This window comes from Streptomyces sp. NPDC052012 (assembly GCF_040689265.1).
Lineage (GTDB): Bacteria > Actinomycetota > Actinomycetes > Streptomycetales > Streptomycetaceae > Streptomyces.
On record NZ_JBFAXA010000036.1, the window covers coordinates 1 to 22,782 of the forward strand.

Consider the following 22,782-nt stretch of genomic DNA (forward strand, 5'->3'; position numbering starts at 1 on the left):
GTGCGTACGGCCCGAAACTTTCCCTTTCACGTGGTCGGCTTTTGTGGCTTCCGCCCCCCGGGGGGGTGGGGGTGTGGCACCGCCGCGGGGGGGGGCGAGGCGTCGCCTCGCACCACCCGTCGGACGGAGATGGCCGGAGCCGGCCCGGGATCAGGCCATGATCAGATAGATCCCGTAGCCCACCGCCGCCGCGCAGGCGGCGAAGCAGGCGTAGGCGCCGGTGACCGCGAGGGCCGCGGACTGGCCCTGCGCGGCGGCCCGCTCGCGGCGGGACAGGCCGGTGATGCCGAGGGTGAACAGGCCCACCAGCGCCACGGTGACCACGAGGCTGACGCCGAAGACGGAACCGAGGGCCGCCCAGTCGATCTTCATTGCTCTACTTCCTTCTGATGCCTTCGTACCGGACCGGGTCGCGGTCAGACGGTGGTCTTCGCCGGCGGGGCCGTCGAGTCGGTGGCGGCGGGGGCCGCGATCGTGGCCGCGAGGTCCTCGGACACGGTGCCCGCGGGCGGCGGGGTCACCGCGGCGATGGCCTGGGTGACCACGCCGGTCGGCTCGTCGGCCGGGGTGCCGGTGTCGTTGACGTTGGTGTGGTCGACGACCTCGCGCCGGGAGATCTTCCAGATCGCCGCGCTGGAGGCGACCAGGAAGACGGCCACCAGGGCGGTGCCCCAGTCACCGAAGCCGCAGACCCACTCGGCGAGCGCCGCGACCAGGGCGGCGGCCGGCAGCGTCAGACCCCAGGCGACGAACATCCGGGTGGCGGTCGACCAGCGGACCACGCCGCCCTTGCGGCCGAGGCCCGCGCCCATCACCGAACCGGACACGGAGTGCGTGGTGGACAGCGAGAAGCCCAGGTGGGAGGAGGCCAGGATGACCGTCGCGGCGCTGGTCTGGGCGGCGAAGCCCTGCTGCGGCTGGAGGTCGGTGAGGCCCTTGCCCATGGTGCGGATGATGCGCCAGCCGCCGAGGTAGGTGCCGAGCGCGATGGCGATGCCCGCGGACAGGATGACCCACAGGGGCGGGTCGGAGTCGGGAGCGAGAGTGCCGCCGGCGACCAGGGCGAGGGTGATGATGCCCATCGTCTTCTGGGCGTCGTTGGTGCCGTGGGCCAGGGAGACCAGACCGGCGGAGGCGATCTGCCCGGCCCGGTAGCCCTTCTTGGACGCCTCGCCGTCGGCCTTCCTGCCCAGGCGGTAGGTCAGCCGGGTCGCGAACATCGCTGCGATGCCGGCGACCAGCGGGGCGGCGATCGCGGGGATCAGCACCTTGGTGACCAGCACGTCGCCGTGCACCGCGCCGAGGCCCGCCGAGGCGACGGTGGCGCCGATCAGACCGCCCATGAGGGCGTGCGAGGAGCTGGACGGAAGGCCGACCAGCCAGGTGAGGAGGTTCCAGAGGATCGCGCCGACCAGTGCGGCGAAGATGACCTCGGGACGGATGCCGGTCTCGTCGACGAGACCCTTGGAGATCGTGTTGGCGACCTCCACCGAGAGAAAAGCACCGACGAGGTTCAGGACGGCGGACATGGCCACTGCCGCCTTGGGCCTCATCGCACCGGTCGAAATGGTCGTTGCCATCGCGTTCGCGGTGTCGTGGAAACCGTTCGTGAAATCGAACGCGAGTGCGGTTACCACCACAATCGCGAGGATCAGCGAGAAGCTTTCCATTTACCCAGGCAATCGTTCGAGGTCATTGGCTGGTCGAACGTAGGTAACCAGGGTGAACGGAAGATGAACTGGGAGGGGCTTGGTGGTGACCGGAAGAGGCGGTTGCTGTTCCGCCGGATGGCGGGGCGGCGCCGTGCCGTACGGGCGGCAGGGCGCCGGCCCCGCAATGGAGCGGTCGGCGGCCGTCAGCGGCCCCGCGCGAAGGTCCTCAGTCGATCGAGAGAACCGTTGAAGAGATTCTGGTCACCCGGCAGCGTGCCGCCGTTGTCGTACTGCCAGAAGGTCCACGACGACCAGCCGGCCGGCAGGGCACCGGCGCCCGACCTGCTGTAACGGGCGATCCACAGAGCGTGGTCCCGGCCGAAGGCGCGGCTGCCCCCGGTGCAGGTGTTCCACCAGTGGGTGGTCGTGTAGATCACCGGGCGGCGGCCCGTGAGCCGGACGACCTCGTTGCTGAACGAGCGGATCCAGGCGGTCATGCGTGCCTTGCTCAGCCCGTAGCACTTGTGCTTCTTGTCGTACGGGTTGTACTCGATGTCGAGCGCGGGCGGCAACGTCCACCCGTCCGCTCTCCAGCCGCCTCCGTTGCGTACGAAGTGCGCGGCCTGGGACTTGCCGGACGACTTGTGCGGCAGTGCGAAGTGATAGGCGCCGCGGATCATCCCGGCCTTGCGGGAGCCGTTGTACTGCTGTGTGAAGTACGGGTTGCGGTAGGTGGTGGACTCGGTCGCCTTGACGTAGACGAACCGGGCGCCCTTGGACCTAGCGGACGCCCAGTTCACGTTCGTCTGGTGCGACGAGACGTCGTGCCCCTTCGGACGGCTCGCCGCCGCGGCCGGGACCTCGGCGAGGGCGGTGCCGCCGAGCGCGAGCGCGGCCACGCAGGCAGTGAGGAGCCGGCGGCGGCGCGGCCGGGACGGCGGTATGTGATCACGGGCCATGCTTCCCCCCGGAATGGCGACGTGCACGAGACCGCCCCGACGCTACTGGAAGATCGTTGAATGCGAGACGATCTCCGGCCAAGGTTGCTGCCGGGGCGTTATGGGCGGGTGTGCCCCCTTACGGAGGGTCGCCTTCCGGCCTAAAGTGCCCCGGCCAGGCGGTGGCCCACGAGGACGGCTGGCAGGATCGCGGCATGGCTGAGCAGCGAACGAACCAGCGTGACGCCGGGGACCGCCGGGACGGTGTGGGAGACATGGGGGAGTCGCGGGGGCGGCGTGCGGACGCGGAGGAGACGCGGGCCTGGGCGGACCTCGTGGACACCGCGCGCCGGACCGTCTCCGAGGGCCTGGTCGTCGGCACGTCCGGCAACGTCTCCGTGCGCGTAGGCGAAACGGTCCTGGTCACGCCGTCGGGGGTCCCTTACGACCGGCTGACGCCGGACGACGTCACCGGGGTCGATCTCGACGGCCGGCAGGTCCTCGGCACGCTGGTCCCCACCAGCGAGCTGCCCATGCATCTCGCTGTGTACCGCGCGACCGGCGCCCGCGCGATCGTGCACACCCACGCCGTGCACGCGACGGCCGTCTCCACGCTCGTCGACGAGCTCCCGCTGATCCACTACATGGCCGCGGCCCTCGGCGGCCCCGTCCGGGTTGCCCGCTATGCGACGTACGGCACGGACGAGTTGGCCGAGAACATGCTCCACGCCCTGGCCGGCCGCACCGGCTGCCTGCTCCAGAACCACGGCACGATCACCTACGGCACGACCCTGTCCCAGGCCTACGACCGCACGGCCCAGCTGGAGTGGATGTGCCGAGTGTGGCTGACCGCCTCCAGCGTCCCCGGCCGGTCGCCGAGCCTGCTGTCACGGGAACAACTGGACGAGGTGAGCGAACGCCTGCGGGGGTACGGGCAGCGCGGTTGAGACTGGGGCCCGGGGGAGATCGAACGGGGCTGAAGCCGGGACACGGGGTGAGGTCGGGACCTGGGGTGAGGTCGGGCCCGGGGAGAGACCCGAGCCGGGGGAGAGGCCGAGACCCGGGGGGAGACGCGACGGGTCAGGCCGGGACTTGGGTGAGAGAGCGGAGCCGGGGGAGAGAGACGCGACCCGGGGGGGGGCTGAGGCCGGGATCCGGGGCTGAGGCCGGGACTTGGGGGAGAGAGCGGCGCCGGGGAGGGAGACGCGACCCGGGGGGCCGAGGCCGGGATCCGGGGGTGAGGCCGGGATCCGGGGGTGAGGCCGGGATCCGGGGCTGAGGCCGGGACACGGGGGGAGAGACGCGACCCCAGGCTGAGGCCGGGACCGAGCAGGGGCCGGGACCGAGGAGGGGCCGGGATCCGGGCTGAGGCCGGGCCCGGGGATGAGACCGGGCCCTCGGGAGACGCGGGACCCGGAGCCGACGGGCCGGTGTCCCTCCGTGGCCGATACCCGGCGTCGCCCGCCCGGCGCCCGTCACTCCCCGTGGGCCGCCCACTGGCCGGGGGGTCGGTGCGCCGGGACACTGAGGGGGTGCGCACTGTCAGAGCGACGGCCGCTGCCGTCTCCGCCGTGATAGGGGCCGGTGCCGCCGCCGTGGCCGCCGGCCGGCTCGCCAGCGACGCCGCCCTCAAGGCGCCCCCGGGCAGACCGCTGCCCACCGAACCCCGGCTCACCGTGCACGGCACCGCCGCCGGGCAGATCAGTCTCACCCGCGACCTCGCGGCGCTGCGCCCCGGTCGCTACGGGCTCGCCGGCGACGGGTCGCACGCGGTGGTCGGACCCGTGCTGGCCGGTGCCTCGCCCTCCGCCGACACCGTCGTCCGCCGCCTCGAACGCGTCACGCACGGCACGCTGGAGCCCGGCGACCGGGCCTGGCTCGTGCCCAACCTGTACGTCGGCGACCCCGGCTCCGCCCTCGGGCTGGAGTACACCGACCTCGCCCTCCCGGGGGAGCTCGGCCCGCTGCCGGCCTGGTTCGTGCCGGGTGCGCGGGGCACCTGGGTGATCGCGGTGCACGGCCTCGCCGCCACCCGGGAACACGCCATGAACATCATGGAGTTCCTGCACGGCCACCGCTTCCCGGTCCTCGCCCTCGCCTACCGCGGCGACCAGGGCGCACCGCGCCCACCCGACGGACTGCACCACTTCGGCGAGACCGAGTGGCGCGACCTGGACGCCGCCATCCACCACGCCGTGGACTCCGGCGCCCGGCAGGTGGTGCTGCTCGGCTGGTCCACCGGCGCGACCATGGCCCTGCGCGCCGCCGCGCGCTCGGCCCTGCGCGAGCGCATCGCCGGGCTCGTCCTGGACTCGCCGGTGCTCAGCTGGGAGGCGACCCTGCGCGCCCTCGCCGCCGCCCGCCGCACCCCGGGTCCCCTGCTGCCGCTCGCGGTCCGCGCCGCCCAGGGCCGCACCGGCCTGTACGGCGAGCGCGACCCCGACGCCGTCCGCCTGGACCGCATCGCCGTCCCCACCCACGTCTTCCACGGCCCGGGCGACCAGGTGGCCCCCTGGGAGCTCTCCCGCCGGCTGGCCGACGCCCACCCGAACACGGTCACCCTGCACCCGGTCATGGACGCTCCTCACGCCGCCATGTGGAACGCCGACCCCGAGGCCTACGAGGAAGCCCTCCGCCGTTTCCTCACTCCCCTGATGTGATTCCGGTTGGCGGTCGCCCGGTGGCCTGATCGCTCGCCCTCACCGCACCCCCGGGCCTGTGCATTGGCCCTCTCCCTCGCCCCCGGTGACATTCCGTTTGGGTTTTCGGACCGTCAACCGGAAGACTGCACCCGTGACGTCCCGTATCCCGCGCGACTCCAGGCTTCGACTCGTCCGCCCGCGACCCCTGGCCGCCGCCCCCAGAGCGATGAACCACCGGCGCCCGCGCCGCCCCGCGCCGCGCCCCCCGGAGGGCACGCCCGCACCCGCGGCACTGGCCGGAATGGCACGTTCCCAACTGGCCGGTGCCGTCCGTGTCGCCCGCTGGGCCGACACCGCCCTCGGCCCCGGCCGCGGCAGCGCCGGCGGTGACGGCAAGGCGACCCTCTCCGACGCGACCGCCGAGCGCGCGGCCCGGGATCTCGGCCTGACCCCCGCCCAGGTGCGCGCCGACTGGGACACCGCACGTCTCGCCGGCCTCGTCGAGGTGCACGGCGACAGTGCCCGCCCCGGCTGGCGGCTGCGCGCGTGGGACCGCGACGACAGCGCCGTCCTGCGCGGCTGGGTCGCCCTCTTCGACGCCTGGTCACTCGCGCACCCCGAGCCCGAGGACCACGAGCCCGCCGCCGTCGCCGAGGTCGTCTCGGCCATGCCGCAGGTGCTCTCCTTCCTCCAGCTCTCCGCCGGCCCCGTCCCCGTGCCGCAACTCCTCGACCTGCTGCGCCAGCGCGTCACCGAACTCCGCACGGAACGCTGCGAGATCGACTACGCGCCCCGGCCCGCACCCGTCGCACCGGAACCCCCCGACACCCCGCTCGAGCCGCTGCTCGACTGGGCCCTGAGGGCCCTCGCCTCCGTGGGCGCGCTCACCTACGGCGACGGGCAGGCCACGCTCACCCCGCTCGGCAGCTGGGCGGTCTGGGTCAAGCTGGAGCAGATCTGCGTGGCCGCCCAGAGCCCCGCCGGGAACATCGAGCAGAGCGCCGAGGACATGCTGCGCGGCTGCGCCCAGCTACGGCCCAACGCCGCCCGCGCCGAGTACCGCGCCTGGCTCGCCGCCCGCCCCGTCGGCAGCGCCGTCACGGAGCTGATCGGCGCCGCCCGCGGCGAGGACGCCCTGCTGCGCGGCCTCGCCTTCGAGGCGCTGCGCGTGGTCGGCGCCCCCGCCGAACCCGAGGTCCGCGCGGTCCTCGACGAACCCGCCCTCAGGCCCTACGCCCTGCTGTGGCTCGCCGAGCACGACGGCGCCGACCCCGAGGACGCCCACGAGGTCCTCACCCGGGAGGAGGCCACCTGGCTGTGGGTCGACACCGCCGCCGCCGTGGCCGACCACGGCGAGGCCCCGATGCTGGTACGGCACCTGGAGTCCGCCGTGCAGCCGACCGTCCCCGCGCTGCTGAGCGAGGTGCGGGCCGTCGGACACCCGCGCACCGTGCAGGTCCTGGTCGCGCTCGCCGCCGCACACCCCGACCCCGCTCTGGCCAAGGCCGTCCGCCGAGCCGCCTTCCAGGTGCACACCGGCGGCTGACGCCCCGGCCCGCTCACGACCCGGGCGGGCCCCAGCGGGCAGGCGGCCCTCAGGCCCTGATCTCCGGCGCGTACGTGCCGAAGCTCCAGATGTTGCCCTCGAGGTCCCGGGCCATGTAGTCCCGCGAGCCGTAGTCCTGGTCCGTCGGGGGCATCAGGATCTCCGCGCCGTGTTCCACCGCGCGCCGGTGGTGCGCGTCGACGTCGTCCACCACGATGTACACCCCGGCCGGGCCCGCGTCCTTCATCGCCGTGTCGAAGACCCCGCCGCGGCCCTTCGAGCCGAGCATCACAGCGCCGTTGCCCTGCACCAGCTCCGCGTGCATTACCGAGCCGTCCTCACCCTCGTACACGGACAGCTCCGTGAACCCGAAGGCCTCGGTGAGCTGCCGGATCGCCGCCTTCGCGTCCGCGTACAGCAGCGTGGGGAAGATGCTCGGACGCCCGCCGCCCGTGCCTGCCATCACGATCACTCCCTTGTGTCGTCGCCGCAGAACACACCGGAGATCACCGGACAACACCGGCCATTTCCAGCTGCCGCCCAGTCTTGCACCGGCCACTGACAACGACCCCCGGACCTGCCGGGCGCCACCCGCGCACGGAAAAAGTGCTTGCACGGCCCCGTTAGAATGGTCCGCATGGCCATTCTCCTTGCGCATTAGACGGCGGGAACGACCTCAGCCGCCCATCCCGCCACCCACCCGCTCTGGAGTCTGACCAGTGATCTCCGCTTCCGGCATCGAGCTGCGCGCCGGTGCCCGCGTCCTCATCGAGAACGCCACGTTCCGCGTGGCCAAGGGCGACCGCATCGGCCTGGTCGGCCGCAACGGCGCCGGCAAGACCACCCTCACCAAGGTCCTCGCCGGCCAGGGCATCCCCGCCGCCGGCACCGTCACCCGCTCCGGCGACGTCGGCTATCTCCCGCAGGACCCCCGCACCGGCGACCTCGACATGCTCGCCCGCGACCGCATCCTCTCGGCGCGCGGCCTCGACGTGCTGATCCGCAAGATGCGCGAGAACGAGCAGCGCATCGCGAACGGCCAGGGCGCGACCCGCGAGAAGGCGCTCAAGCAGTACGAGCGCCAGGAGACCGAGTTCCTCACCAAGGGCGGGTACGCCGCCGAGGCCGAGGCCGCCACCATCGCCGCCGCGCTCAAGCTGCCCGACCGGGTGCTGAGCCAGCCCCTGCACACGCTCTCCGGCGGTCAGCGCCGCCGTATCGAGCTGGCCCGGATCCTGTTCTCCGACGCGGACACCCTCCTGCTCGACGAGCCGACCAACCACCTCGACGCCGACTCGATCATCTGGCTGCGCGACTACCTCAAGACCTACCGCGGCGGCTTCATCGTGATCTCCCACGACGTCGACCTGGTCGAGACGGTCGTCAACAAGGTTTTCTACCTGGACGCCAACCGCGCGGCGATCGACATCTACAACATGGGCTGGAAGCTCTACCAGCAGCAGCGCGAGGCCGACGAGAAGCGCCGCAAGCGGGAGCGACAGAACGCCGAGAAGAAGGCCGCCGCGCTCAACGCCCAGGCGGACAAGATGCGCGCCAAGGCCACCAAGACGGTCGCCGCGCAGAACATGGCCCGCCGCGCGGAGAAGCTGCTCGCCGGTCTGGAGGAGGTCCGCCAGTCCGACAAGGTCGCCAAGCTGCGCTTCCCCGAGCCCGCGCCCTGCGGCAAGACCCCGCTGATGGCCGAGGGCCTGTCGAAGTCGTACGGCTCGCTGGAGATCTTCACCGACGTCGACCTGGCCATCGACAAGGGCTCGAGGGTCGTCATCCTCGGGCTGAACGGCGCGGGCAAGACCACCCTGCTGCGGCTGCTCGCGGGAGTCGAGCAGCCCGACACCGGCGCCGTGGTGCCCGGCCACGGGCTGAAGCTGGGTTACTACGCGCAGGAGCACGAGACCCTCGACCCCGATCGCACGGTCCTGGAGAACATGCGCTCGGCCGCGCCCGACATGGATCTCGTCGAGGTCCGCAAGGTGCTCGGCTCGTTCCTGTTCTCCGGCGACGACGTCGACAAGCCCGCCGGGGTGCTCTCCGGCGGCGAGAAGACCCGTCTGGCCCTCGCGACGCTCGTGGTCTCCTCGGCCAACGTGCTGCTGCTCGACGAGCCGACCAACAACCTCGACCCGGCCAGCCGTGAGGAGATCCTGGGCGCGCTGCGCACCTACAAGGGCGCGGTCGTCCTCGTCACTCACGACGAGGGCGCGGTCGAGGCGCTGCAGCCGGAGCGGATCATTCTGCTGCCGGACGGTGTCGAGGACCTGTGGGGTGCCGACTACGCGGACCTCGTCGCCCTCGCCTGACCGCATCGCGAGGGAAGCGTGGTCGGGACCGTGATCCGGGCCGTGATCAACGGCGTATGGATCATTCGGCCCATCCGTGATCCATCATCTGTGTGAGATCTCCTCGTACCGAGGTGTGTCCTACACGGATTTCGCGGCCGAGCCCCCGATGGACCGGGGCTCGGCCGTCGCGTCTTTCTGACCTGGCGCTTCGCGGAAGAACCCGTTCGGCGGTATGGCCGAGACCGGATGGAATCCCGCATTCCGTATGTGGGGATGGGCTCCTGTCGTCACAACCTTGTCTCACGGACCTTGCCGAATGGGTGGCCATGAAGCCCGGTAGGGGTGATCATGAGAAGACCAGAGCGCACTTCCCATGAGGAGGCACGGGTGGCCGAGACTCTGAAGAAGGGCAGCCGGGTGACCGGCGCCGCGCGCGACAAGCTCGCGGCAGACCTGAAGAAGAAGTACGACGCCGGTGCGAGCATCCGGGCGTTGGCCGAGGAGACCGGCCGCTCGTATGGCTTTGTGCACCGGATGCTGAGCGAGTCGGGCGTCACGCTGCGAGGGCGTGGCGGGGCGACACGGGGCAAGAAGGCCACGTCGGCCTGATCCCTGGCGCCCCACGTCCCCGATGGTGGCCACCCGGTCGGCCGACTGACCGGCTGGGTGGTTACTGTGCAGTCACTTAGCTGTGCCGCAGGATGGGCGCGAGCCCGTCGCCGTACGGCACGGAAGACGACCGCACCCATCGGAGGCGCCCCATGGCTTCGCCCGCCCAGGACCTCGGTCCGGTACTCGACAAGGACGGCGTACGGCTCACCGTCGACGACGCGATCGCCACGGTGACGCTGACCAACCCGGCCAAGCGCAACGCGCAGAGCCCCGCTCTGTGGCGGGCGCTGACCGAGGCCGGCCGGCTGCTGCCGGGCTCCGTCCGGGTCGTCGTGCTGCGCGGTGAGGGCAAGTCCTTCTCCGCGGGGCTCGACCGGCAGGCGTTCACGCCCGAGGGCTTCGACGGCGAGCCGTCGTTCATCGACCTCGCGCGCGGCGACGACGCGACGCTGGACGCGACCATCGCCGAGTACCAGGAGGCGTTCACCTGGTGGCGGCGCAGCGACATCGTGTCCGTCGCGGCCGTCCAGGGGCACGCGATCGGGGCCGGTTTCCAGCTGGCCCTGGCCTGTGACCTGCGGGTCGTCGCCGACGACGTGCAGTTCGCCATGCGCGAGACCAGCCTGGGCCTCGTCCCCGACCTGACCGGCACGCATCCGCTGGTCGGACTCGTCGGCTATGCCCGCGCGCTGGAGATCTGCGCGACCGGCCGCTTCGTCATGGCCGAGGAGGCCGTGAACACCGGCCTGGCCAACGTCGCCGTGCCCGCGGCGGAACTGGACGCGGCGGTCAGCGACCTCGCCTCCGCACTCCTCGCGGCTCCTCGCGACGCCGTCATCGAGACCAAGGCGCTCCTGCGCGGCGCCCAGGGCCGCACCTACGAGGAGCAGCGCACCGCCGAACGCGCGGCCCAGGCCCGCCGGTTGCGTGATCTGGCGGGGCTCGGCGAATAACCCTGGCCGGGGGCAGCGGCGACAGCCGCGGGACGCCTGCGGCACCCCGCGAGCGCGGACAAGCGAAACCACCCTTCGCCGAGGGACGGTGCGGGCCGTCCGGGGCTGGTCGCGCCCGCGCGGCGGAGCCGCATACGGACACCGCCCCGCGCCCCTTCCGGGCGCTCGTTCAGTCGAGCCTTGTCACCAGGACCGCCACCGTCGGGTGATCCGGCAGTGCTTCCGATACCGCCATGCGGACCGCTCGGGCCACCTCCAGGGGGCGGTGGTCCGCTCGGACCGCGAGGTCCACGCGTGCGTGGCGGTGGGGCAGCGCGGTCGCCGTGCCGGGTTGCTCCGTCAGGTGCACCGGGCGGCCCAACGTGCCCGTCAGCCGGGACACCCCGGGCACTGCGAGGGCCGCCGCAGCCACTCGGCTCTCGTCCGAGTCGGCGGGGGCGGCGGCCTGGAACTCCTCGGACTCTTCCTCGGTGTCGTCAGGCGCGGCGCCACCACTCGGCTGTGGCTCCGGCGCGCCCTCCAGCAGGTCCGTCACCCGCAGGTCCACTTCCGCGACCGTCAGCCCGATCCGCTCCTGCGCGGCCTGCGCCAGCGCCGCCCGCAGGCGTCCCGCCGTGCCCGGCAGCGGCTCGGACGCCGACGCCGTCGCCGCGAACTCCGCCGTCAGGCGCAGCGGACCCGGTGCCGGCGCACTCGGCGGGGGCGGCACCACCGGCTCGCTCACGCCCTCCGGATCGGCGAGCGCGATCCGCACGGCGTCCAGGCGTACACCCGGCACCTCCCGGGCCACCGCTCGCCGTAGCACCGACTCGGCCGCCCGCTCCGCGATCCACGCGCCGTCACGCGGGCCGCCCAGGGGCAGGAACCTGCCCAGCCCCAGCTGCCGTCGCACTGTCTGAGTCCACCGGTCCGCCGTCGTCATTCCTCCAGCCTGCCGCATCCCTGGCGCGCGACAACGCAACCGCGCATACGGTGGTCGAAGGAGGACGACCGAAGGGACGTAACGGCGATGACCGACATGACCGAGGGGGCCTCGACCCGGGCCTCCGAAACGGAGAAGACCCTTCAGGAGGGCTCCGCGCGCAAGGGCGGCACCCGGCGCGGCGGCGGCGATCCCGCGACCCGCGGACGCACCACCATCGCCGACGGGGTCGTGGAGAAGATCGCCGGACTGGCCGCCCGGGACGTGGACGGCGTGCACGCCATGGGCAGCGGGCTGTCCCGGACCTTCGGGGCCGTGCGCGACCGCGTGCCCGGCGGCTCGAAGTCCGTGACGCGCGGGGTGAAGGCCGAGGTCGGCGAGGTGCAGACCGCCCTCGACCTGGAGATCGTCGTCGACTACGGCGTCTCCATCTCCGATGTCGCCAGGGACGTGCGGGAGAACGTCATCGCGGCGGTGGAGCGGATGACCGGTCTGGAGGTCGTCGAGGTCAACATCGCCGTCAGCGATGTGAAACTGCCCGACGAGGAGGAAGAGGAACCGGAGTCCCGGCTCCAGTGAGACACACCCCGACTGAGGAACTGAGGAGCGCACCATGAGCATGGCCGTGGTCGGCATGATCGCCGGCATGGCGCTGGGCTTCGCCGGGTACTTCGGCGGATTCGGGGCTTTTCTGCTGGTGGCGGCGCTGGGAGCCGTCGGGTTCGTGGTCGGGCGGTTCCTCGACGGGGACTACGAGCTCGGCGACTTCTTCCGTCCTCGCAACGAACGGCGGCGGTGACGCGCATGAGCACGGGGGCCGGTGAGCTCGCCGCGGCGCCGGCCGCCGTCGCGCCGGGCGAGCGCGGAGCGACCAGGATCGCCGACCGGGTGGTCGCGAAGATCGCCTCCCAGGCGGCCCGCGAGGCCGTCGGCGCGCTGCACCCGGACGCCGCGCCGCCGCACGCGACCGTCGTCGTGCACGACGACACCGCCCGCGTGCGGGTCCATGTCGAGCTCGACTACCCCACCGACATCGGCGGACGCTGCGGGCACGTGCGCCGCCATGTGACCGAAAGGGTGGGCGCGCTGGCCGGCATGCACGTGCCGGAGGTCGTCGTCCACGTGGAGCGGCTGCACCTGGCGGCGGCACTCGCCGCGGCACAGGGGAGGACGCGATGAGCGAACCCACGGGCACGATCCTGGAGAAGAGCCCCGCGTCCTCGCCGCCGCCCGAGGCGGGAACGAAGGAGCGCCGGCGCTTCTGGTCGGCGCGCCGCGTCCCCGCCGGACTGCTCGCGCTGCTGGTCCTGCTGATCGCGGGCGCGTTCCTGTACGACATCGCCGCGGTGCGCGCCGACCGGCCCGCGATGAGCTGGCGCCGGGATCTGTCCCGGCAACTGGCCGAACGGCCCCTGGACGACATCTGGGTGCTGGTCGGCGCCGGCGTCGCCGCCGCCCTCGGGCTCTGGCTGCTCCTGCTGGCGCTGACCCCCGGACTGCGGCGCCTGCTCCCGATGCGCCGCACCCACCCCGACGTACGCGCCGGGCTGCACCGCGACGCGGCCGCGATGGTGCTGCGGGACCGGGCCATGGAGGTCGCCGGTGTGCAGTCGGTGCGGGTGCGGGTGAAGCGGCGCCGGGCCGACGTCCGCGCGGTGTCGCACTTCCGTGAACTGGACGACGTACGCGACGACCTGGACGCCGTACTCGCCGACGCGGTGCGCGGGCTGGGGCTGGCCCGGCCGCCCGCGCCGTCGGTCAGGGTGCGGCGGCCGGGCCGGAAGGGGTGAGGGCGATGCTCCGGGGCGTCAACCGTGTTCTGCTCGGCCTCGCGGGCCTGGTCCTTGTCGCCCTCGGCGGCTCCGTGCTGGCCATCGGACTGGGCGCACCGGCACCCTCCTGGTGGCTGCACGACGGGCGGGACGACGTGCTGCTGAGCGAGGCGGAGCGGACCCGTTGGCGGGACGAGGGCTGGTGGTGGCCGGTCGTCATCGCCGCCCTCGCCGTCCTGGTACTGCTCGCTCTGTGGTGGCTGGTCGCGGTGCTGCGCCGGCGACGGCTCGCCCAGATCTTCGTCGACACCGGGGACGGCGAGGGCGCGGTGCTGCACGGCCGGGCCCTGGAACACGTCCTCGCCGAGGAGACGAGCCACCTGGACGGCGTCGAACAGGCCCACGTCCACCTGACGGGGCGGCGCCACGCCCCGGAGACCCACGTGCGGCTGTCCCTGGCACCGCACGTCGATCCCGGGACAGCCCTGGACGACCTCACGACCCGGGCCGTGGCCCACGCCCGCGACTCGGCGGGGCTCGCCGCCCTGCCGACGGAGGTACGGCTGCGGGGCGTCCGGCACCGCGCGGAACGGGTCAGCTGACGCTGCACGCACCGCGCGGAACGGGTCGGCTGACGCTGCACGCACCGCGCGGAACGGGTCGGCTGACGCCGCCGGCTCGTTCAGAACCCGTGCCGGAAGCCGCCGTCCACCGGCAGCATCACACCCGAGAGGTAGGACGCCGCCGGGGAGAGCAGGAACGCCGCCGTGCGGCCGAACTCCTCCGGGGTGCCGTAGCGGCGCAGCGGGATACGGGACTCGGCGGCCCGCCGGGTGGCCTCCGGGTCGGCGGAGAGGGAGTCCAGTTCGCGCACCCGGTCCGTGTCGATACGGCCGGGCAGCAGGCCGACGACGCGGATGCCGCGCGGCCCCAGCTCGTCCGCGAGGGACTTGGCGAAGCCGGCCAGGCCGGGGCGCAGCCCGTTGGAGATGGTCAGACCCGGGATCGGCTCGTGCACCGAGCCGGACAGCACGAAGCCGATGACGCCGCCCTCGGACAGCTCCGCCGCCGCGGCCCGGGCCAGCCGTACCGCGCCGAGGAACACCGACTCGAACGCCGCCCGCCACTGCTCGTCGGTGTTGTCGGCGACGAACCCCGGCGGCGGCCCGCCCACGCTCACGAGGACGCCGTCGAGGCGGGCGAAGCGCTCCCGCGCGGTCGCGATCAGCCGCGCCGGCGCCTCGGGGTCGGCGTTGTCGACCGCGACGCCGACCGCGTTCGGGCCCAGCGCGGCGGCCGCCTCGACGGCGTTCTTCTCCTCCCGCCCCGTGACGACCACCTTCGCCCCGTCGGCGACCAGCTCCCGCGCGGCGGCGTGCCCCAGCCCGCGGGTCGCCCCGGTGACGACGTACACCCGGTCCTTCAGTCCAAGATCCATGGCCCCTATCCTGCCTCCTCGCCCCCGAACAGGGCGAGGGCGGTGTTCACCAGGCCGATGTGACTGAACGCCTGCGGGAAATTGCCGAGCAGCCGGCCACCCACCGTGTCGTACTCCTCCGCCAGCAGACCCACGTCGTTGGCGAGCCCCAGCAGCCGCTCGAACAGCTCGCGTGCCTCCTTCGTCCTGCCCGTCATGTGCAGGGCGTCCGCCAGCCAGAACGAGCACACCAGGAACGTGCCCTCCTCGCCGGGCAGCCCGTCGACGGTCCTGGCGTCGGAGGTGTAGCGGCGCAGCAGGCCGTCGCCCTGCCCCAGCTCCTCCCGGATCGCGTCGATCGTGCCGAGCACCCGCGGGTCGTCCGGCGGCAGGAAACCCACGCGCGGGATCAGCAGCAGCGCCGCGTCGAGCTCCCGCGATCCGTAGGACTGGGTGAAGGTGTTCCGCTCGGGGTCGTACCCCTTCTCGCACACCTCCCGGTGCACCTCGTCGCGCAGTTCGCGCCAGCCGTCGAGGTCGCCGTCGAAGTCGGGGTGCTCCTCCAGCGTGCGCACCGCGCGGTCGGCGGCCACCCACACCATCACCTTGGAGTGCACGAAGTGGCGCCGGCCGCCGCGCACCTCCCACAGCCCCTCGTCCGGCTGCCGCCAGGCGGAGCGCAGGAAGTTCATCAGGACCGTCTGCAGCGCCCATATGTCCGGCTGCGGGGACAGCCCGGAACGCCGGGCCAGCGCCAGCGAGTCCATGACCTCGCCGTACACGTCCAACTGGAGCTGGTTCACCGCGTCGTTGCCGATCCGCACCGGACGGGCGCCGTCGAAACCGGCCAGCCACGGCAGCTCGAACTCGGGCAGCCGCCGCTCGCCCGCCACGCCGTACATGATCTGCAGGTCCGCCGGATCGCCCGCGACCGCGCGCAGCAGCCAGTTGCGCCACGCCTCCGCCTCCTCCTGGTACCCGGCGGCCAGCAGCGCGTTCAGCGTGAGGGTGGAGTCGCGCAGCCAGCAGAACCGGTAGTCCCAGTTGCGCACCCCGTCCGGCTCCTCCGGCAGCGAGGTGGTGGGCGCGGCCACGATGCCGCCGGTCGGCGCGTAGGTGAGTGCCTTGAGGGTGATCAGCGAGCGGACCACCGCGTCCCGGTACGGGCCGTCGTAGCGGCAGCGCGAGGCCCACGCGCGCCAGTCCGCGACGCTGTGCCGCAGCGAGGAGTACGGGTCTATCAGCGGCGGGCGCGCCTCGTGGGAGGGGTGCCAGGTGAGGACGAACGCGACCCGCTCGCCCTCCTGCACCGTGAACTCCGAGTGCGTGCCCTGGTCCTCGCCCCAGGTGCGCACCTCCGGCTCGCTGCGCAGCCACGCCGAGTCCGGCCCGGCCACCGCCACTCGGTGGCCGTCGGACCGGCGCACCCAGGGCACGACCGAGCCGTAGTCGAAGCGCAGCCGGAGCGTGCTGCGGACGGTCACCTCACCGCGCACCCCCTGCACGATGCGCACCAGGTCGGGCGCGCGGTCGCGCTGGGGCATCAGGTCGGTGACGCGGACCGCCCCCTCGTCGGTCTCCCACTCGGTGTCCAGCACGAGGGTGTCGGGGCGGTAGGCGCGGCGGACGCACCGGTCCGCACCGACCGGGGCGATGCGCCAGTGGCCGTTGTTCTCGTCACCGAGGAGCCTTGCGAAGCAGGCCGCCGAGTCGAAGCGGGGCAGGCACAGCCAGTCGACCGAGCCGTCCGTGCCGACCAGGGCGGCGGTCTGTTCGTCGCCGATGAGCGCGTAGTCCTCGATGCGATGCACGAGGAGCGGATGCCCGGCCATCGGGGGTGGCAATCAGGGCTGCGGCCGGGGGAGTGACGGTCCGTCGGCGGAGGGGGAACCGTTGCCGGAGAAGATGACGCCGGGGTCCGAGGGGGCCTGGTTGAGCACCCACAGGCCGATGAGGGTGGCCAGGGTGAACACGACGGCCACGAGCACGGTGAGGACGAGGCGCCGCCGGCGTTCCCGGCGCAGCCACTCGCCACGCGCGGTGCGGTAGGCGTCGGGGTCGGGCAGCACGCCGCCGGCCAGGGCCGCCAGGGCGTCGCGCAGTTCCCGCTCGGTGCGTTCCGTGTCCGGGTCCGTGCCCGGTTCGGTGCCCTGTGCCGTGCCCTTGTCCCTGCCCGGTCCCGTGCCCCGTTCCATGCCCTTCTCGGTGCGCCTCTCCGTGCCCGGGGGCCGGGGCTCGGCGCGGTCGTGGCCCGTGCGGTCCGGGCTGGTGCCACGCGACGGAGTCGCATCTCGATGCGTCATCGCCGGGCCTCCATCGCCTGGGTGAGCGCGGCGATGCCGCGTGAGGTGTGCGTCTTGACGGAGCCGCAGGTGATGCCCATGGCGGCGGCGATCTCGGACTCCTTCAGCCCGAGCCAGTGCCGCAGCACCAGCGCCTCGCGCTGCCGGGTGGGCAGCTGCTGGAGCGCGTCGATCAGCACCCGCTGGTCGTCGCGCAGCAGCGCGGTGTTCTCCGCGGAGGCGACCGTCTCGTCCGGCGGGTTCTCCGTCAGTCGGCGGGCGACCTGGAGGTGGCGTATCCGCATCCGGGTCAGATTGCAGACGGTGGAGCGCAGATACGCCTCCGCCGCGGCCACGTCCTTCAGCCGCCGCCACTTGCGGTAGATCTGGTAGTACGCCTCGGCCACCACGTTCTCCGGGTCGTCGGCGCCGAGCAGGACGGCCAGGCGCAGCATCGAGGAGTAGTGCAGCTCGAACAGCCGGGCGACACCCGCCTCCCGCTCCAGCTCGTCCGGATCGGTGACGGCGGACGGCAGTGGTGCGGGCGCCGGCGTGGGCGGGGCGGGCGGTGGGGGAGCGGCCGGGACCGCCGGGGCCGGGGGAGCGGCCGGGGCGGGTACCGGGTTCGGCGGCAGGGTGGCGGCCTGAGGATGTTGTCTGCGTCTCACGAGGTGTTCGCTCCCGTCTCCGGGTGGCGCCTGGGCATCAGGCGGGACGGCAGGTCGGTGGCGTCGCCGCCGCACGGCACACCGAGGCGGTGCAGCGCCCCGGTGCCGGCCACGGCGACGGTCAGATTGAGCAGCAGGGCGGCGACACCGGCGTAGATCTCCAGCGGTCCGGTGCCGAGGTCGAGCGGCACGATCGAGGAGAACCCCTCGCGCACCACCAGATACGTCCCGGCGACCATGCCCACCGCCCACCCGGCGAGCAGCGCCCGCGGATGCAGCCACCGCGTGTACAGGCCGACGGCGACGGCCGGGAAGATCTGCAGTATCCACACCCCGCCGAGCAACTGGAGGTTGATGGCGTCCTGGTCGCGCAGTCCGAACACGAACGCGACCGCCCCCAGCTTCGCGGTGAGCGACACCGCCTTGGCGATCCGCACCTGCCGCTTGGGCGTGGCGGTGGGATGGACGTACTCGACGTACACGTTCCGCACGAAGCTCGTCGCGGCGGCGATCGACATGACCGCCGCAGGCACCAGCGCGCCCACGACGATCGCGCCGAACACCAGCCCGGCGAGCGGCCCCGGCATCAGCCGGTCGACCAGCATCGGCACGGCCGCCTCGGCCCCGCCCTCGGGCGCCCGCACCCCGGCCGCCAGGGCGGCGATACCGAGGAACCCGAACAGCGCCAGCAGCGCCGTCCAGGCGGGCAGCGCCACGGACACCTTCCGCAGGGTGCGCGGGGTGTCGGCGGCGAAACCGGCGGTGAGCACATGCGGGTACATCAGCAGCGCCAGCGCGGAGCCGAGCGCGAGCGTGGCGTACGCGGGCTGCTGCCCGGCGGTGAGCATCAGCGGCGAGTGTGCCGCGTCGGTGCCGCCGAGGGCGCGCCCGGCGCCGTCGAAGACCGCGCCGGGCCCGCCGAACCGGCGCAGCACCAGCCAGCACACGGCGGTCAGCGAGACGAAGACGGCCACCGCCTTGAGCGCCGCGATCACCGTGGGCGCCCGCAGCCCGTGCCGGTAGGTGGCCACCGCCAGCCCCGCGAACAGCGCCACCATGATCAGGTCGCCGGTGGCCCCGCGCGGGTACAGCCCGCCCGCGGCGAGCACCGCGCGGATGCCGAGCAACTGCAACGCCAGATACGGCATCGTCGCCAGGATCCCGGTCAGCGCCACCACCAGCGCCAGCGGCGGCGACCCGTACCGGCCGCGCACGAAGTCGGCCGCCGTGACATAGCCGTGCCGCCGGGCCACGCTCCACAGCCGGCTCAGCAGCACGAAGGCGAGCGGGCAGACGATCACCGTGTACGGCACCGCGAAGAAGGCGGGGGCGCCGTTTCCGTACGCCAGTCCCGGCACGGCGGTGAAGGTGTACGCGGTGTAGATCGTGCCGCCGAGCAGCAGCCAGGTCCAGCCCGCTCCGAGGCTCCGGTCGGCCAGCGCCCAGCCCTCCAGCGAGGGCAGCTGCTCGCTCGGCCTGAGCCGCCGCGCGGTGACGGCGAGCAGCGACGCCCCGCCGATCACGGCGAGGAACGTCGCGGTCATGGCGCCGTCGGCCATGGGTCACCGTCCTTGGTGTGCCTGTGCCCTCGGGGGAGAGTTGCGCGGAGCGCCCGTCCGGATGACAGGAACCGGCCGGAAAACCGGTCGCCGTCCGAACGGTCGTTGCCGCGTCAACCACCTCCGGCCGGCCGCAAGCCTCGCACAGACTTCCGGTCATCGGGAGGGGCGGCACGGGCCGGCCACCCAGCGGGCCTCACCGGTCACGGCATGTGTCCGCCGGGCTGGGCCACACCGGCTGGGCTACACCGTCGCCGGCTGCGCGTCCTCGGCGTCCTTCTCCCCGGCCACCGCCTGTGCCCGCTGCCGGGCCTCACGGCGCACCAGCACGAACCAGCCGACCGGCACGGCCGCGGCGAACAGCCACCACTGGAGGGCGTACGCGTAGTTCAGCGCCGCGTTCTCGTTGCCGGGATTCCCCAGCTGTTCCGGGATGTCGCCCTTCGGCTCGGGGGCCGTCTGCGCCACATAGCCGCCGAGCACGGGGGCGTCGAGGCGCCGGGCCTCCTGCTCGCTGTTGATCAGCATGATCTGCCGTTCGGGCAGGCCCTCGAGGTTCTTGATGCCGCTCGCCTCGGTCGTCTCGTCGGGCATGAGCCGGCCCTTGATCGTGATGTCGCCGCTCGGCGGCGCGGGGACCTCGGGGAAGGCGGTCTGGCTCGCTCCGGGGACCCAGCCCCGGTTGACCAGCAGAATCCTGCCGTCGCGGAGCACGAACGGGGTCAGCACGTGGAAGCCCACCTGGTCGTCGGCGTTGGTGCGGCGGCGGACGACGACCTCGTCCTCGGTGTCGAAGTGACCTGTGGCGGTCACGGTGCGGTACCGCTCGGTGCGGGTCACGGCGTGTCCCGGGGCGGCGAGCTCCTCGACCGGGACCGGCTGCGCGGCCAGCGCGTCCGCGACCAGCTGGTTACGGGCCGAGCGCTCGTGGTAGCGGTCCATCTGCCAGATGCCCAGCCTGATCATCGTGGGTACGAGGAGCAGGGCGACCAGCGTGATGATCACCCACTGGCGGGACAACAGGAAGCGGTACACCCCACGACCGTACAACTCGGTCGTGGGGTGCATTCAGCCGGGTACGTCCTCGCACGGCGCCCGTGCCGTGTCTCACACCTTGTCGACGATGCCCACCTTTCCCTCCGCGCGGGCGCAGTGCGCCCCGCAGTACCAGTGGCCGTCGGCCTCCACGCCCTGGCCGATGATCTGCACCCTGCAGTGCTCGCAGATGGGGGCCATGCGGTGGATCGCGCAGGAGAAGCAGTCGAAGACGTGGACCGCGCCCTGGGCGTGCACCTCGAAGGTCATTCCGTAGCTGTTGCCGCACACTTCACATGTCGCCATGCGCCACAGGGTGAGCCGTCCGCCCGGTGCGGGCGAGCGGGCGGCGGGCGAGTCGCCCGGCAATCACCCGTCCGTACGGTCCGGCCCGCCCGGCGCTCCGGTCAGCCCTCCGACGCGGGCTCGACGTCCCCGAGCAGCTGGCCGAACGCCGCCTCGTCCACGACCGGGGTGCCGTACTGCCGTGCCTTGACCACCTTGGACGTGCCCGACTCCGGGTCGTTGGTCACCAGGAGGCTGGTCAGCCGGGACAGGCTGCCGGCGACATGCAGTCCGGCCGCGGTCGCCCGGTCCTCCAGCAGCTCCCGCTCCACGGAGGTGTCACCGGAGAAGGCGACCCGCATGCCCTGCTTGAGTCGCTTGCCCGGTTCGTACCGGCCCGGGTTGGGATAGGGGCACGCAGGCCGCTTGCGGGACGGGCGCCAACTGGACGGCCGGTAGCCGCCCGGCCCCGGCTGACGGCCGATCAGGGGGCGGTCCGTCCACTCCGTCAGCGGCCGGCACTCGTGCAGCGGCAGCCGTACGCCCCTCGCCGCCGCGGTCCGCAGACTCGGCCGGAACGCCTCGGCCAGCACCCGCGCGTCGTCCAGCGCGTGATGCGCCCGGCGCTGGACGACGCCGAAGTGCGCGGCGAGCGACTCCAGCTTGTGGTTGGGCAGCGGCAGCGCGAGCTCCTTGGCGAGCGCGATGGTGCACAGCCGCTGCTTCACCGGGGCCTCGGCGCCGGCGCGGGCGTACTCGCGGGCGATCATCTGCCAGTCGAAGACGGCGTTGTGCGCGACGAGCACCCGGCCCTCCAGACGGGTCGCGAACTCCCCGGCGATGTCACGGAAGAGGGGCGCGCCCTGGAGTGCCTCGCTCGTCAGCCCGTGGATCCACACCGGTCCAGGATCGCGCTCGGGATCGACCACCGTGTACCAGTGGTCCTCGACCTCGCCGCGTGCGTCCAGCCGGTACACGGCCGCCGAGATGATGCGGTCGTCCCGGGCCAGCCCCGTGGTCTCCACGTCAACGACCGCGTATCCCTGGGGATACGCGGCCGGCCACGCGGTGGGGGAGGACGCTGCGGTCGTCAGGTCGTCGAGCATGGTTCACGAGGATACGGGCCACGACTGACAGCCCCGACCGTCAGGTGCCGCGCGCCGCGCCCCCGTTCGAACGTCGCTCTCACCAACGGATCGGAACGGGCAGCGCGGTCAGCAGACCCGACACCGCGACCACCAGCGCCAGTGCGTACACCTCGGCGCGTGCGGGAGAGCAGGCGGTCAGCGGATCGCTCGCGCGGGCCAGCCGGATCCGGGCCCACAGGGCGAGCGCGGCGACGCCCACCATCAGAATCACCTTGGCGAGCAGCACCCGCCCGTACGCCGTCGCCGTCAGCTGCTCCAGGATCGTCCCGGCCGGCATGCGGCGCAGTGAACTGCACACGCCTGTCGCGGTGATGGCGGCCAGCAGAAAGGCCGCCACGCGCGCGTAGAGCCCCAGCAGGGCGCTGCCCCCCTCCGCGCCCCGCCACTGCCGCAGGGTGCGCAGCACGTGCAGCAGGCCGCCGACCCACAGCGACGCGCAGGTCAGGTGGACCAGGGTGAGTCCGGAGCCGATCAGAGGGCTGTACTCGGTCGTCGGATGGGCGCGCAGCGCCTCCGCGACGACGACCGCGGCCAGCGGCAGGGCCTGCGTGGCCGGACGGGAGGAGCCGGCGCACAGAGCCGCCGCGAGGAAGCCGTTGACCTCCAGGAGGGCCAGCTTGCCGTCCCGGGAGGCGTACAGCCCGCCCACGTCGATGTCGGCCGGGCTGCCGGGAATCAGATTGCCGGTGGCGACGACGGAGGCGAGTCCGAGGGCCGCCGCGAAGCCGACCCAGCAGGCCGCGGCGGACCAACTGCGGGGCACGGCCGGGGGAGCGCCGGGCACGGATCGGGCGAGCCGGTTCGCGAACAGCTCGCCCACGGGTATCGCCAGCGCCGCGAACAGCACCGTGCGCAGCAGTGCTATGCCGCCGGTGCCGGGCGCTGCGGCCTCCCCGGTGCCGTGCAGCGCGGGGGACGGGCCGAGCAGCGGTATGAGCGCGGCCAGCGCCACCAGCACGATCACGGTGACGGCCCGGCAGGTGCCGGAACGCCGTGCGCCCCGGTGCGCACCGGTCGCCCCGGACCTGGGTTTGGTCAGAGTCACCCCAGG

25 protein-coding genes are annotated in these 22,782 nt (G+C 73.2%); 11 read left to right on the forward strand and 14 right to left on the reverse strand.

The features are described 5' to 3' along the window. Positions 1-150: 150 nt before the first annotated feature. The 3 genes from AB0412_RS33770 to AB0412_RS33780 all read right to left on the reverse strand — a co-directional run bounded on the left by AB0412_RS33770 (position 151) and on the right by AB0412_RS33780 (position 2,611). On the reverse strand, positions 151-372 hold the full coding sequence (locus AB0412_RS33770) for a hypothetical protein (protein WP_184763609.1): 222 nt from the start codon (positions 370-372) through the stop codon (positions 151-153). A 44-nt stretch (positions 373-416) separates the two neighbouring features. After that, the gene (locus AB0412_RS33775) at positions 417-1,670 is read right to left on the reverse strand and encodes an inorganic phosphate transporter (protein ID WP_366406423.1); all 1,254 of its coding nucleotides are present in this window, start codon (positions 1,668-1,670) and stop codon (positions 417-419) included. Between the two features lie 185 nt (positions 1,671-1,855). After that, complete coding sequence (locus AB0412_RS33780; protein ID WP_366406424.1) at positions 1,856-2,611, reverse strand: lysozyme; 756 nt, start codon at positions 2,609-2,611, stop codon at positions 1,856-1,858. Between the two features lie 194 nt (positions 2,612-2,805). Between AB0412_RS33780 and AB0412_RS33785 the strand changes: the two genes are divergently transcribed. The 3 genes from AB0412_RS33785 (at position 2,806) to AB0412_RS33795 (ending at position 6,778) form a co-directional block, all read left to right on the forward strand. Continuing rightward, positions 2,806-3,537 carry a class II aldolase/adducin family protein gene (locus tag AB0412_RS33785; RefSeq protein WP_366406425.1) on the forward strand — a complete coding sequence of 244 codons (732 nt, stop codon included), beginning with the start codon at positions 2,806-2,808 and terminating at the stop codon, positions 3,535-3,537. A 585-nt stretch (positions 3,538-4,122) separates the two neighbouring features. Next, the gene (locus AB0412_RS33790) at positions 4,123-5,250 is read left to right on the forward strand and encodes an alpha/beta hydrolase (protein WP_366406426.1); all 1,128 of its coding nucleotides are present in this window, start codon (positions 4,123-4,125) and stop codon (positions 5,248-5,250) included. Between the two features lie 133 nt (positions 5,251-5,383). Then, positions 5,384-6,778 carry a hypothetical protein gene (locus tag AB0412_RS33795; protein ID WP_366406427.1) on the forward strand — a complete coding sequence of 465 codons (1,395 nt, stop codon included), beginning with the start codon at positions 5,384-5,386 and terminating at the stop codon, positions 6,776-6,778. A gap of 49 nt (positions 6,779-6,827) precedes the next feature. On the opposite strand, the gene AB0412_RS33800 is transcribed toward AB0412_RS33795, so the two are convergent. Further along, entirely contained in the window at positions 6,828-7,241 is a 414-nt protein-coding gene (locus tag AB0412_RS33800; protein ID WP_366406428.1) for a VOC family protein, read from the reverse strand. A 256-nt stretch (positions 7,242-7,497) separates the two neighbouring features. Here AB0412_RS33800 and AB0412_RS33805 point away from each other — a divergent pair, with 256 nt between their 5' ends. The 3 genes from AB0412_RS33805 (at position 7,498) to AB0412_RS33815 (ending at position 10,643) form a co-directional block, all read left to right on the forward strand. Next, entirely contained in the window at positions 7,498-9,096 is a 1,599-nt protein-coding gene (locus AB0412_RS33805; protein ID WP_366406429.1) for an ABC-F family ATP-binding cassette domain-containing protein, read from the forward strand. A gap of 369 nt (positions 9,097-9,465) precedes the next feature. Beyond that, positions 9,466-9,687: a helix-turn-helix domain-containing protein gene (locus AB0412_RS33810; protein ID WP_003976983.1), complete on the forward strand. Its 222-nt coding sequence runs from the start codon at positions 9,466-9,468 to the stop codon at positions 9,685-9,687. Between the two features lie 152 nt (positions 9,688-9,839). Next, complete coding sequence (locus tag AB0412_RS33815; protein ID WP_366406430.1) at positions 9,840-10,643, forward strand: enoyl-CoA hydratase/isomerase family protein; 804 nt, start codon at positions 9,840-9,842, stop codon at positions 10,641-10,643. 169 nt (positions 10,644-10,812) lie between these two features. On the opposite strand, the gene AB0412_RS33820 is transcribed toward AB0412_RS33815, so the two are convergent. Continuing rightward, complete coding sequence (locus AB0412_RS33820; protein ID WP_366406431.1) at positions 10,813-11,583, reverse strand: nucleopolyhedrovirus P10 family protein; 771 nt, start codon at positions 11,581-11,583, stop codon at positions 10,813-10,815. Positions 11,584-11,652: 69 nt separating this feature from the next. On the opposite strand from AB0412_RS33820, the gene AB0412_RS33825 reads away from it, so the two are divergent. The 5 genes from AB0412_RS33825 to amaP are packed head-to-tail and all read left to right on the forward strand — an operon-like array spanning position 11,653 to position 13,939. Then, the gene (locus AB0412_RS33825; protein WP_366406432.1) at positions 11,653-12,144 is read left to right on the forward strand and encodes an Asp23/Gls24 family envelope stress response protein; all 492 of its coding nucleotides are present in this window, start codon (positions 11,653-11,655) and stop codon (positions 12,142-12,144) included. Between the two features lie 34 nt (positions 12,145-12,178). Then, a complete protein-coding gene (locus tag AB0412_RS33830; RefSeq protein WP_366406433.1) occupies positions 12,179-12,364 on the forward strand; it encodes a hypothetical protein in 186 nt (61 codons plus the stop codon). A 5-nt stretch (positions 12,365-12,369) separates the two neighbouring features. Further along, positions 12,370-12,744 carry a hypothetical protein gene (locus AB0412_RS33835; RefSeq protein ID WP_366406434.1) on the forward strand — a complete coding sequence of 125 codons (375 nt, stop codon included), beginning with the start codon at positions 12,370-12,372 and terminating at the stop codon, positions 12,742-12,744. After that, the gene (locus AB0412_RS33840) at positions 12,741-13,355 is read left to right on the forward strand and encodes a DUF6286 domain-containing protein (protein ID WP_366406435.1); all 615 of its coding nucleotides are present in this window, start codon (positions 12,741-12,743) and stop codon (positions 13,353-13,355) included. Before AB0412_RS33835 ends, AB0412_RS33840 begins: the two co-directional genes overlap by 4 nt. Continuing rightward, on the forward strand, positions 13,352-13,939 hold the full coding sequence (amaP, locus tag AB0412_RS33845; RefSeq protein WP_366406436.1) for an alkaline shock response membrane anchor protein AmaP: 588 nt from the start codon (positions 13,352-13,354) through the stop codon (positions 13,937-13,939). Before AB0412_RS33840 ends, amaP begins: the two co-directional genes overlap by 4 nt. Before the next feature lie 80 nt (positions 13,940-14,019). On the opposite strand, the gene AB0412_RS33850 is transcribed toward amaP, so the two are convergent. The 9 genes from AB0412_RS33850 to AB0412_RS33890 all read right to left on the reverse strand — a co-directional run bounded on the left by AB0412_RS33850 (position 14,020) and on the right by AB0412_RS33890 (position 22,776). Beyond that, on the reverse strand, positions 14,020-14,775 hold the full coding sequence (locus AB0412_RS33850; RefSeq protein WP_366406437.1) for an SDR family oxidoreductase: 756 nt from the start codon (positions 14,773-14,775) through the stop codon (positions 14,020-14,022). Between the two features lie 5 nt (positions 14,776-14,780). Further along, positions 14,781-16,565, reverse strand: coding sequence for a glycoside hydrolase family 15 protein (locus AB0412_RS33855; RefSeq protein ID WP_366406479.1), 1,785 nt, complete (start codon positions 16,563-16,565; stop codon positions 14,781-14,783). 33 nt (positions 16,566-16,598) lie between these two features. After that, positions 16,599-16,856 (reverse strand): hypothetical protein, encoded by a 258-nt coding sequence (locus AB0412_RS33860; RefSeq protein WP_366406480.1) that lies wholly within the window; start codon positions 16,854-16,856, stop codon positions 16,599-16,601. Between the two features lie 197 nt (positions 16,857-17,053). Next, entirely contained in the window at positions 17,054-17,704 is a 651-nt protein-coding gene (locus AB0412_RS33865; RefSeq protein WP_366406438.1) for a sigma-70 family RNA polymerase sigma factor, read from the reverse strand. Next, positions 17,701-19,263, reverse strand: a complete 1,563-nt coding sequence (locus AB0412_RS33870) for a sodium:solute symporter (RefSeq protein WP_366406439.1) — start codon at positions 19,261-19,263, stop codon at positions 17,701-17,703. Before AB0412_RS33870 ends, AB0412_RS33865 begins: the two co-directional genes overlap by 4 nt. 243 nt (positions 19,264-19,506) lie before the next feature. After that, a complete protein-coding gene (locus tag AB0412_RS33875) occupies positions 19,507-20,298 on the reverse strand; it encodes an SURF1 family protein (RefSeq protein ID WP_366406440.1) in 792 nt (263 codons plus the stop codon). 72 nt (positions 20,299-20,370) lie between these two features. Further along, the gene (locus tag AB0412_RS33880) at positions 20,371-20,604 is read right to left on the reverse strand and encodes a hypothetical protein (RefSeq protein ID WP_366406441.1); all 234 of its coding nucleotides are present in this window, start codon (positions 20,602-20,604) and stop codon (positions 20,371-20,373) included. Between the two features lie 101 nt (positions 20,605-20,705). Further along, positions 20,706-21,689, reverse strand: coding sequence for a DEDDh family exonuclease (locus AB0412_RS33885; protein ID WP_366406442.1), 984 nt, complete (start codon positions 21,687-21,689; stop codon positions 20,706-20,708). Between the two features lie 79 nt (positions 21,690-21,768). Next, positions 21,769-22,776 (reverse strand): CopD family protein, encoded by a 1,008-nt coding sequence (locus tag AB0412_RS33890; protein WP_366406443.1) that lies wholly within the window; start codon positions 22,774-22,776, stop codon positions 21,769-21,771. Positions 22,777-22,782: the final 6 nt, after the last annotated feature.